This is a genomic window from Stenotrophomonas sp. Sm10 (assembly GCF_030985515.1).
GTDB lineage: Bacteria > Pseudomonadota > Gammaproteobacteria > Xanthomonadales > Xanthomonadaceae > Stenotrophomonas > Stenotrophomonas hibiscicola.
Map to the genome: position 1 here is coordinate 64682 of NZ_JAPTFO010000014.1, position 9682 is coordinate 74363.

General features: G+C 67.8%; 9 protein-coding genes. 6 read left to right on the forward strand and 3 right to left on the reverse strand.

Annotated elements, in window-relative coordinates:
• The first annotated feature begins 20 nt into the window (after positions 1–20).
• The 4 genes from O0J15_RS06410 to O0J15_RS06425 all read left to right on the forward strand — a co-directional run bounded on the left by O0J15_RS06410 (position 21) and on the right by O0J15_RS06425 (position 4154).
• Positions 21–1079, forward strand: a complete 1059-nt coding sequence (locus O0J15_RS06410; RefSeq protein WP_019337388.1) for a LacI family DNA-binding transcriptional regulator — start codon at positions 21–23, stop codon at positions 1077–1079.
• A 197-nt stretch (positions 1080–1276) separates the two neighbouring features.
• The gene (kduI, locus tag O0J15_RS06415) at positions 1277–2125 is read left to right on the forward strand and encodes a 5-dehydro-4-deoxy-D-glucuronate isomerase (RefSeq protein ID WP_308305327.1); all 849 of its coding nucleotides are present in this window, start codon (positions 1277–1279) and stop codon (positions 2123–2125) included.
• Between the two features lie 71 nt (positions 2126–2196).
• Positions 2197–2952, forward strand: a complete 756-nt coding sequence (gene kduD, locus O0J15_RS06420; RefSeq protein ID WP_005421125.1) for a 2-dehydro-3-deoxy-D-gluconate 5-dehydrogenase KduD — start codon at positions 2197–2199, stop codon at positions 2950–2952.
• A gap of 101 nt (positions 2953–3053) precedes the next feature.
• The gene (locus tag O0J15_RS06425; protein ID WP_308305328.1) at positions 3054–4154 is read left to right on the forward strand and encodes a GDSL-type esterase/lipase family protein; all 1101 of its coding nucleotides are present in this window, start codon (positions 3054–3056) and stop codon (positions 4152–4154) included.
• Between the two features lie 55 nt (positions 4155–4209).
• Here the strand turns inward: O0J15_RS06425 and O0J15_RS06430 are convergent, their stop codons facing one another.
• Entirely contained in the window at positions 4210–4869 is a 660-nt protein-coding gene (locus O0J15_RS06430; RefSeq protein WP_308305329.1) for a DUF4375 domain-containing protein, read from the reverse strand.
• Between the two features lie 31 nt (positions 4870–4900).
• Complete coding sequence (gene phhA, locus O0J15_RS06435; protein ID WP_019658833.1) at positions 4901–5794, reverse strand: phenylalanine 4-monooxygenase; 894 nt, start codon at positions 5792–5794, stop codon at positions 4901–4903.
• A 125-nt stretch (positions 5795–5919) separates the two neighbouring features.
• Here phhA and O0J15_RS06440 point away from each other — a divergent pair, with 125 nt between their 5' ends.
• Together O0J15_RS06440 and O0J15_RS06445 are read left to right on the forward strand one after the other, a co-directional pair.
• Positions 5920–6402, forward strand: coding sequence for an Lrp/AsnC family transcriptional regulator (locus tag O0J15_RS06440; RefSeq protein WP_004153377.1), 483 nt, complete (start codon positions 5920–5922; stop codon positions 6400–6402).
• Between the two features lie 85 nt (positions 6403–6487).
• Positions 6488–8485: a hypothetical protein gene (locus O0J15_RS06445; protein ID WP_308305330.1), complete on the forward strand. Its 1998-nt coding sequence runs from the start codon at positions 6488–6490 to the stop codon at positions 8483–8485.
• Positions 8486–8526: 41 nt separating this feature from the next.
• Here O0J15_RS06445 and O0J15_RS06450 read toward each other — a convergent pair whose 3' ends face one another.
• The gene (locus tag O0J15_RS06450; protein WP_164145009.1) at positions 8527–9519 is read right to left on the reverse strand and encodes a patatin-like phospholipase family protein; all 993 of its coding nucleotides are present in this window, start codon (positions 9517–9519) and stop codon (positions 8527–8529) included.
• Positions 9520–9682 lie beyond the last annotated feature (163 nt).

Consider the following 9682-nt stretch of genomic DNA (forward strand, 5'->3'; position numbering starts at 1 on the left):
AGACTTACCGGGTTCAAAACATGTCAGTGCGCAACAAGAACGATGCCGCTACGCCGGCATTGGCGAAGGGCAAGGCAGCCACCATCAACGACATCGCGCGACTGTCGGGTGTATCCAAGAAAACGGTTTCAAGAATCATCAACAACTCGCCACTGGTGCGCAAGGACACGCGCGACAAGGTGGAAGCGTTGATGCGTGAAGTGGGCTACACGCCCGATCCACTGGCCCGCGGGCTGGCGTTCCGCCGCTCCTTCCTGATCGGCATGGTCTACGACAACCCCACCGCGCAGTACATCGTGGACATGCAGTACGGCGCGCTGGATGCATTGCGTGGATCCAGTTTCGAGCTGGTGGTGCATCCCTGTGACAGCCGCAGCCCCGGCTACATCGAAGGCGTGCGTCGCTTCGTGCAGCAGCAGAAGCTGCACGGCGTGATCCTGGTGCCGCGTGCCTCGGAAGACCAGGCGCTGGCGGACATGCTCGATGAGATCGGCTGCCGGTTTACCCGCGTGGCAGCGCTGCCGCTGGACGAAAGCTCGCAGATGGTGGTTACCCATGACCGCGATGGTGCGGCCGAAGCCGCCGACTACCTGCTCTCGCTCGGCCACCGTGACATTGCCCTGGTGACCGGTCCCAGCGCCTACCGTTCGGCCCATGAACGTACCGCCGGCTTCATCGACGCACTGTCGCAACGCGGTATCGAGCTGCCGAAGGACCGCATCATCGAGGCCGGCTACACCTTCGAATCCGGTGTCGCCGCTGCCGAGAAACTGCTGCTGGGCAAGCGCCGCCCGACCGCCATCTTCACCGGCAACGATGAAATGGCCGCCGGTATCTACAAGGTGGCGCTGCGCGCGGGCATCAACATTCCGCGCCAGCTGTCCATTGTCGGCTATGACGACAGCCCGCTTGCCTCGCGCCTGTGGCCCTCGCTGACCTCGGTGCGCCGGCACACGCGCGATACCGGACGCACCGCCGCGGCGATGCTGATCCAGCCCGAAGGCCAGGCCGCGCTGCCCATTGCCAGCGTGCGGCCGCACCTGATCGTCCGCGATTCCTGCCAGCCGCCGGAGGATTGATCCCCAAGGATCAATCCTGCAGGTCACGACCTCTGGTCGTGACACGCCCCTGCCCCATCCACCCGATCCACCGCGCCCTGCCCGGGCCATCCCGGCATCGTGCGACGCAAAATGACACCGGTTTCCTGTCTGGCTAGAATCGACCGTGAACCGCGCCGGGGCCGCCCCGTCGGCCCGCCCCCCGCTCTGGAGACGCCATGTACAGCAAGACCCATTACGCCACCCATCCCGATGCCATCCACGGTGCCAGCAACGACCAGCTGCGTGACCTGTACCTGCTCGATGGCCTGTTCAACGCCGGTGCGGTGACCCTCAAGTACACCCACTACGAGCGCTTCGTGATTGGTGGCGCCGCCCCGGTGGACGCACCGCTTGCGCTGCCGACCCAGACCGAACCCGCTTCGGCCGCAGGCCACCCGTTCCTGGAGCGCCGGGAACTGGGCGTGATCAACGTCGGCAGCGGCACTGGTACGGTCACCGTGGATGGCACCGGCTACACGCTGGGTCCGAAGGACGGTCTGTACGTGGCCATGGGCAGCAAGGAGGTCGTGTTCGCCTCGCAGGACGCCGCCAACCCCGCCCAGTTCTATCTGGCCTCGACCCCGGCCCATGCACGCTTCGAAACCAGGCAGCTGTCCATCAAGGACGCCGTTGCACTGGAGCGCGGCGCGCTGGAAACCAGCAACGAGCGCACCATCTACCAGTACATCGTGCCGGCCACCTGCCAGTCCTCGCAGCTGCTGCTGGGCCTGACCGTGCTCAAGCCGGGCAGCGTGTGGAACACCATGCCGCCGCACCTGCACGACCGTCGCAGCGAGGTCTACTTCTACTTCGACCTGGGTGACAGCGACCGCGTCTACCACTTCATGGGCGAGCCGGCCGCGCAGCGTCACATCGTGATCCAGAACAACGAAGCGGTCGTGTCGCCGCCGTGGTCGATCCACATGGGCGCCGGCACCAGCAACTACGCCTTCATCTGGGCGATGGGTGGCGAGAACCTGGACTACACCGACATGCACGTGCTGGACATCTGCCAGCTCAAGTAAGCCCGCCTGGCCGCCGCGCACCGTGTGCCGGCCGTCGACACCGCTCGTCTCTATCAAGGAACGCATACGCAATGGCTAATCCCTTCAGCCTGGAAGGCAAGGTCGCTCTGGTAACCGGTGGCAATACCGGTCTGGGCCAGGGCATCGCCGTGGCACTGGCCGCCGCTGGCGCCGACGTGGCCGTGGCCGGCATCGCCCCGCCCACCGATACCATCGAAAAGATCACCGCGCTGGGCCGCCGCTGCCTGGCCATCGAAGCCAACCTGATCAGCATCGAGCCGGTGGCGCGCGTGGTCCGCGAGACCATCGAAGGCCTCGGCGGGTTGGACATCCTGGTCAACAACGCCGGCCTGATCCGCCGCGCCGATGCGGTGGACTTCAGCGAGCAGGACTGGGACGACGTGATGAACGTCAATCTCAAGTCCGCGTTCTTCATTTCGCAGGCCGCCGGCCGCCACTTCATCGAACAGGGCCACGGCAAGATCATCAACATCGCTTCGATGCTGTCCTTCCAGGGCGGTATCCGCGTGCCGTCGTACACCGCCAGCAAGAGCGGCATCGCCGGCATCACCCGGCTGCTGGCCAACGAGTGGGCGGGCAAGGGCATCAACATCAATGCCATCGCCCCGGGCTACATGGCCACCGACAACACCGCCCAGCTGCGCGCCGACGAAGCGCGCAACAAGGCGATCCTGGAGCGCATCCCGGCCGGTCGCTGGGGCACGCCGGATGACCTGGCCGGTGCGGCGGTGTTCCTGGCCTCGTCGGCGTCGGATTACATCAACGGCGCCGTGCTGCCGGTCGATGGTGGCTGGCTGGCGCGCTGACGCGTGATCCGCGGTAGTGCCGGCCGCTGGCCGGCGTCCTGGCAATGCTTCCGCCGTTCATGAGGTTGCCGGGCAGCGGCCGGCACTACCGGAGACCGGATATGCGCACCCTGTTGCCTTTGTTGTTGCTGCTGTCGTGCACCACCGCGCAGGCGGCGCCCGTGCGGGTCTTCATTGCCGGTGACTCCACTGCGGCCGCATACGGCCCCGAGCGCGCGCCGCAGGCCGGCTGGGGCCAGGCGCTGCAGAGCTACCTGGACCCGGCGCGCTTGGAGGTGCACAACCACGCCAAGGGCGGGCGCAGCACGCGCAGTTTCATCGAGGAAGGGCGCCTGGAGGCCATCGCCGCCGAGCTGCGCCAAGGCGACGTGCTGCTGATCCAGTTCGGCCACAACGATGCGAAGTTCGAAGACCGCACGCGCTACACCGATCCGGACAGCGACTACCCACGCCTGCTGATGCGTTACGTACAGGTGGCCCGCGCAAAGGGCGCCACGCCGGTGCTGGTCACGCCGGTGGCGCGGCTGCTGTACGACTTCGGTTCACTGCTGGATACGCATGGCCGCTACACGCAGTCGATGAAGGCGTTGGCCGCGCGCGAGCAGATTGCGCTGATTGATCTGAATGACCGCAGCATGCGCTGGATCCGCGCGCTGGGTGAGGAGGGCGCGCGACCCTACTTCCTGTTCGTGCCCGAACAGAACAAGGCCGACGGCACCCATTTAAGCGTGGCCGGCGCACATGCGGTGGCCTGCCTGGTATTGCGCGAGGCGGTGCCGCTGCTACCCGCGCTGCAGCCGGCGCTGGTGCGGGATATCGACTGCGACGTGGTGGCGGAAGGGCAGGGTAGCGACCCAGCCCTGCCCTCGCAGGTGGTGCACGAAGACAGTGTTGTGCGCACGCAAGCAGGCCCGCACGGCGGTGCCGGCCCGACCACGGCGTATCCGTTCTTCGCCGATGCCGAAGGGCTGCCGTTCGTGCTGCGCAAGCGTGTGCTGCACAAAGGCGCGGGCATCGGCCTGCATCCGCAGCACAAGGACGAGATCTATTACATCGTCAGTGGGCAGGGCAGTTATGTGCTGGATGGCAGGCAGTACGACGTGCACGCCGGGCACGCGCTGCTGACCCGCAAGGGCAGCCACCATGCGCTGCAGCAGGTGGGTGAGGAGGATCTGGTAGTGCTGCTGGTGTACCCGCGCTGATTGAAACGTAGCCGAGCATGGGCTCGGCTCTACAGAACAGCGCCGGAGTGCATGGTCATCGTCGTTCGACAGGCTCCGGGCCGAAGTGCTTCAGCCCCAACCTGGCCAGGTCTTCCGGTCGCTCGAAATAGGCTTCGTCGAAGGCGTGCAGCGCCTCCTGCTCCTGTTCGGTCATCGCGCCGTACAGGTCGGTCAGTTGCTTGACCGCCGGGTCATCTTCCAGCCGGTCGACCAGCCCGCGCATGCCGGCCAGGATCGCGTGGGTCTTCGCCGCGCCCATCGCCTGCAGCGCACGCAACGCCAGCTGGCAGGTCGGGTCGCCCCAGTTGCACAGGAACTGCATGAAGCCGCCGTTGTTGATGTCGGCCTCCATGCGCCACAGCGCCACCAGCAGCTGGTCTTCGTCGGACAGCGCATCCAGCGTCCACGCGGCTGCCTTCAGTCGCGCCAGCGCGGCCTCGTAGCGGTCTTCCCAGACCTGGTTGAGGATATCGACCACGCCAGCCTCGCGCGTCGGCAGCAGCGCCGGCCAGTTCACGCCCAGGCCATCGGCGGTGGCGACCCACCGCGCGCGTTGCCCTGCATCGGCTTCGAACAACGCAGGTACCCAGCGCAGCGGCTGGCGGGTGCGGCGGCCATCGGCCAGGGTCAGCAGGATGAAGTCGTCGTCGAAAGCGACATCGGTTACGCGCAGCGAAGCAAATGCATCAGTCATGCCGTGCAGGATAGCCGCGCGGCAGCGCGCATCACACGTCGCCGCCGTCCGCCCAGCCTTCACCCGTGCCGGCCTGGAACACGTGATCGTCAGCCTGCACGTCACCGGCAGGCAGGTGCGCCTGGTCGGCCAGTGCCGCGTAGATCGGGGTGAAGTCCGGCGACGTCGCCTGCATCAGCTGTTCAAAGCTGTCGATGACGAAGTAGGTCTTCTGGAAGGTGTCGATGCGGTACTTCGTTCGCATGATCCGCTGCAGGTCGAAACCGATGCGGTTGGGTGCGGCCGATTCCAGCGAGTACAGCGACTCGCCCTTGGACGACACGATGCCGGCACCGTAGATGCGCAGGCCGTCGGGCGTGTCGATCAGGCCGAACTCCACCGTGTACCAGTACAGGCGGGTGAGGTTCTGCAGCGCGTCCGGGCCGATCGCGTGGGCTTTGACGCCGCCACGGCCATAGGCCTCCATGTAGTCGGCGAACACCGGGTTCATCAGCAGCGGCACGTGGCCGAACAGGTCGTGAAACAGGTCCGGCTCGGCGATGTAGTCGATCTGGTCCGGGCGACGGATCCACCAGGTCACGGGAAAGCGGCGGTTGGCCAGGTGGTCGAAGAAATCCAGTTCCGGCAGCAGGCCTTCGACGCCGACCAGGGTCCAGCCGGTGGCCGCGCCCAGCACTTCGTTGAGCTGGTCGAAGCGCGGAATCATGTGCGCGTTCATGCCCATCTCGTCCTGCGCGTCCAGGAATTCCTGGCAGGCACGGCCGACCAGCAGCTCGCGCTGGCGCTGGTACAGCGTGCTCCAGGTGGCGTGGTCGTCGGCGCTGTAGGTGTCCCACGGCTGCTCGACGAGCGCGGTGGTGTACACCGGCACGTAGCCCTTGTCGGTCTGCTGGTGTTCGACGCGGCGGGGCTGGGCGAGGTCCATGGGGCACTCCTTGAAGGGATAGCCACGATGCTAGGGCAGGGCGCGCGCAACAGGGTTGCAAAAGTTGCGCCGATTGGCATTGTTGGCGCAATATCCTTGCGCAGTCACCATGTTGCGGAGCAGCAATGGCCGGAGAAGTCCAGTTTGATCGCACGGATATACGCCTGCTGGCTGAAATCCAGCGGGATGGGCGCGCCACCAACGCGGAGCTGGCGACTCGGGTGAACCTGTCGCCCTCGGCCTGCCTGCGCCGCCTGCAGCGGCTGGAAAGCGAGGGCGTGATCGTCGGCTACGGCGCGCGGCTGGAGCCGCGGCAGCTGCGCCTGGGCCTGCAGGCCTTCGTGCGCGTGCAGTTGGAAAAGCACGACCAGGCCGCCATCGGCCACTTCGTGGACAGCGTGCAGGGCTGGGACGAGGTGGTGGCCTGCCATGCGCTGACCGGCGACATGGACTACCTGCTGCACGTCTACGTGCGCGACCTGGAGCACTTTTCGCACTTCCTGCTGGACCGCCTGCTCAACGCCGGCGGCGTGGCCGACGCCAATTCCAGCTTCGTGCTGCGCACGGTGAAGGGTTTCCAGGCATTGCCGTTGTCGCAGCTGGAATGAGCGCAGCGGCGATTTGACGCGGCCGGGCGGGTAGCCGAGCATCACCGCCCTGCGCGCGCCGCAGCGTTCCTTTCCGGTTCCACGCATGTCCGAACTCCAGCACCCGGTGCCCACCACCATCTTCCTGCCGCTGCAGCGCAAGTCGCTGGCACGTTACATCGCTCACGGCACGCCGCCGCAGACGGCAGTGGAGCAGGCCGGGCTGATGGCCGCGCAGTTGTGCCGGGCGCGCCTGCATCCAGCGGCCGAGATCGAACGCCTGCTGCATGATGCCTGCGCGCTGTTTGCTGGCAACGAAGGCGCCGCCGCGGAGCTGGCCGGCCCCGGTGGCGGAGGCCAGCCGGAGCTGGATGCCTGGCTGACCGCATTGGCCGCCCACGGCGTGCTGCTGGCGCCGGCGCAGATCCTGCAGGACGTCATCGCGCAGTCGCCATTGGAGTATCCGGGCCTGGCCCTGCAGCAGGCCTGCCAGGAAACCCTGACCGAGCATGAGATCCGCTTTCCCGCCACCTTTTCCAGTGACGAGGCGCTCACGCAGGATGACGTGGCCGCCGAGGACGCGCGTGCGGTCGAACACCATGGCCTGTACACCTCCGAGCAGGCCCGCGTGCTGCGCGCCATCGCCGCCAACCCCGATGAGCTGATCGACCTCGATGGCTATGCCGGCACCGGCAAGGGCCACCTGGTGCTGGCGCTGATGGAGGCGCGGCCCGGCCGCTACACCTACGTGGCGCCCTCGCGTGGGCAGGTGGAAGCCTTCCGCAGCCGCGTGCCGGCCAGCACCGCGGTGCGCCTGCTGACCCAGATCGAGTTCGCCAACCGCGTGGCGCAGCATGCCGCGCGCAGCGGCCACACCGGTGGCTTCGTTGCCAGCTACCGGCGCAGCACCCGCACGCCGCGCGAGATTGCCGGCCGCATCGGCCTGCAGGGCATCGGTGGGCGCAGCCCGGAGCAGGTGCTGCTGACTGCGTTCGAGGCCATCAACCGTTGGTGCGCGTCGTCTGCACCGGGCTTGGCGTTCCAGCATTTCGACCGGTCGGTGCCCGCCGCGATGCTCGACGTGTCGCCGTACATGGCGGCCGCCGAGCACGTCTGGCGCTGCATGTTCGACGCCGAACTGCAGCGGGGCACGCTGCTGAGCCTCAGCCCGGCGCACATCGGCAAGTGGTTGGCACTGCGCGGCGTTACCCCGCCGCTGGACATGGGCATGCTCCTGGTGGACGAGGCGCATGACCTGAGCCCGTCGTGGAAGCAGTTGCTGGCCGGCCATGCGCCTGGCGTGGTCAGCCTGGGGGATCCGCACCAGTGCCTGACCGGTACGGTGCCGCGCTGGGCCGCGTCGAAGGTGCTGGAAATGCACCAGTCGGTGCGCCAGGGCAACCAGGTCGAGGGCCTGGTCAACCAGACCCTGGCACTGGATGGACTGGGGCAGGACAGTGGGCCGTTCGTCGGTGCCGCCGACCGCGCCACCGGTGTGCTGCATTACCGCCACTGGACGCAGGTACCAAGCGAGGGCCTGCGCATCCATGGCAGCGTCGCCGATCTGGCCCTGGATGCGGCACAGCTGCACGCGCTCGGGCTGCGGCCCTATCTGCATCCGGCATCGCTGCGCGCGCTGCGCAGCGTGCTGCAGCGGCCGCTGGATGCGTGGCGCCGGCGCCGCGACAGCGCCTCGGACCCGGCACAGGAGCGCTTCCTGGCCACGCAGGCCGACGAAGGGCAGGGCGCGCTGGTCGAACTGTTTGCGTCTGCCGATCGGGTGCAGTCACTGCTGCAGGCGCTCGACGACCAGGACACGCCTGCTGAAGGGCGGGTGGCGCTGTGCCTGGCCGAACACGCGAAGAACCTGCAGTTCGACGTGGTCTCGCTGTCACCCGGTTGCTTCAGTGCGGGGCAGGGCGGGCGCATCTGGTACAACCCGGTGCGCGCGGTCTATCTGGCACTCACCCGTGCGCGACGCCAGCTGCATGTGCCGGCCGATGGCATGGAACAGCTGCAGCACACGGCGACACTGCAGGAGCAGGCCCGTCAGGCGCGCAGGCGCGAGCGGCAGCAGGCCAGCGGTTACCGGCCTGCGCGCTAGAACGCGCGCGTCGCTGTCTGGCAGCGACACGCCGGCTCAGCTCAGCACTTGTCCTTGCGCCCTATCAGCTTGCCCAGGCGCGAGGCTTCCTCGCACTTCGGCGCGGCCACGGGTGCCGGTGCGGCGGCCGCGGCGCGTGCACGCTGCAGCTGCTGGATCTTCGCGCGGATCTGCGGCATCGCGGCCATTGCGGCCTTTTCGCCCTCCAGGATCGCGGTGCCACGCTGGCTGAAATCGGCGGCGCCGATGTCCAGCACCTTCGGGCGGATGACGATGTCGGCGCGTGCCAGTTCCTGCTCGCCCAGGCGCTGGCCCATGATCGAGATGGACTGGTTGACGATGCCCAGCATGTCGGTCGGCGCCTTGCCGCTGGCCTTGCTGGAGATGTCCACGGCGATCACGAAGTCGGCGCCGAGCTGGCGCGCGGCATCGACCGGCACCGGGCTGACCACGCCGCCATCGATGTAGTTGCGGCCACCGATCTTCACCGGTTCGAACACGCCGGGAATGCTGCTGGAGGCGCGCACGGCCTGGCCGACGTTGCCGCGCACGAAGATCGCGCGCTCGCCTGTTTCCAGCTGGGTCGCGACTGCGGCGAACGGCTTCTTCAGGCGCTCGGCGGGGCGGTTGGCGACCTGCTCGTTGACGTAGTCCTGCAGCTTCTGGCCCTGCACCAGGCCACCGGAGAACAGGCGCACGTCGCGGATGCTGGCTTCATCCAGCGCCACTGCCTTGCTCTGCATCTGGAACGCATCCATGCCGCTGGCATACAGCGCGCCGACCACGCTGCCGGCACTGGTGCCGGACACCACGGCCGGTTCGAAGCCATTGGCCTCCAGCATCTTGATCACGCCGATGTGGGCGAAGCCCTTGGCTGCGCCACCACCGAGGGCGATACCGATCTTCACCGGCTTGGCCTGCGGTACCACGGTTGGCGCCGGCGGCGGCGCAGGGCGGACCGGGTCGCCACCGCAGCCGGCCAGCAGGCCGATCAGGGCGACGGACAGCAGCATGCGGGGTCGGAACAGGCTCATCGGCAGTGCGCTCGCGGCGCCGGATTCAGGAAAGGGCGCCAGCATACCGAAGGTGCCGCAGGGCGGGCAGGGTAGGTGGGCCCGCCCATTCATCGGATGCTTCGGGTAGTGGCGGGGGGGGGGGGGGGCGGCCCCCCCGCCGCCCCCCCCCCCCCCCCCCCCC

Excerpts from the sequence above, each read along its gene's own strand:
- O0J15_RS06445 (WP_308305330.1), top strand. The coding sequence starts at position 6,488 with ATGTCCGAACTCCAGCACCCGGTGCCCACCACCATCTTCCTGCCGCTG.
- O0J15_RS06440 (WP_004153377.1), top strand. The coding sequence starts at position 5,920 with ATGGCCGGAGAAGTCCAGTTTGATCGCACGGATATACGCCTGCTGGCT.
- O0J15_RS06425 (WP_308305328.1), top strand. The coding sequence starts at position 3,054 with ATGCGCACCCTGTTGCCTTTGTTGTTGCTGCTGTCGTGCACCACCGCG.
- kduI (WP_308305327.1), top strand. The coding sequence starts at position 1,277 with ATGTACAGCAAGACCCATTACGCCACCCATCCCGATGCCATCCACGGT.
- kduD (WP_005421125.1), top strand. The coding sequence starts at position 2,197 with ATGGCTAATCCCTTCAGCCTGGAAGGCAAGGTCGCTCTGGTAACCGGT.
- O0J15_RS06430 (WP_308305329.1), bottom strand. The coding sequence starts at position 4,869 with ATGACTGATGCATTTGCTTCGCTGCGCGTAACCGATGTCGCTTTCGAC.
- phhA (WP_019658833.1), bottom strand. The coding sequence starts at position 5,794 with ATGGACCTCGCCCAGCCCCGCCGCGTCGAACACCAGCAGACCGACAAG.
- O0J15_RS06410 (WP_019337388.1), top strand. The coding sequence starts at position 21 with ATGTCAGTGCGCAACAAGAACGATGCCGCTACGCCGGCATTGGCGAAG.
- O0J15_RS06450 (WP_164145009.1), bottom strand. The coding sequence starts at position 9,519 with ATGAGCCTGTTCCGACCCCGCATGCTGCTGTCCGTCGCCCTGATCGGC.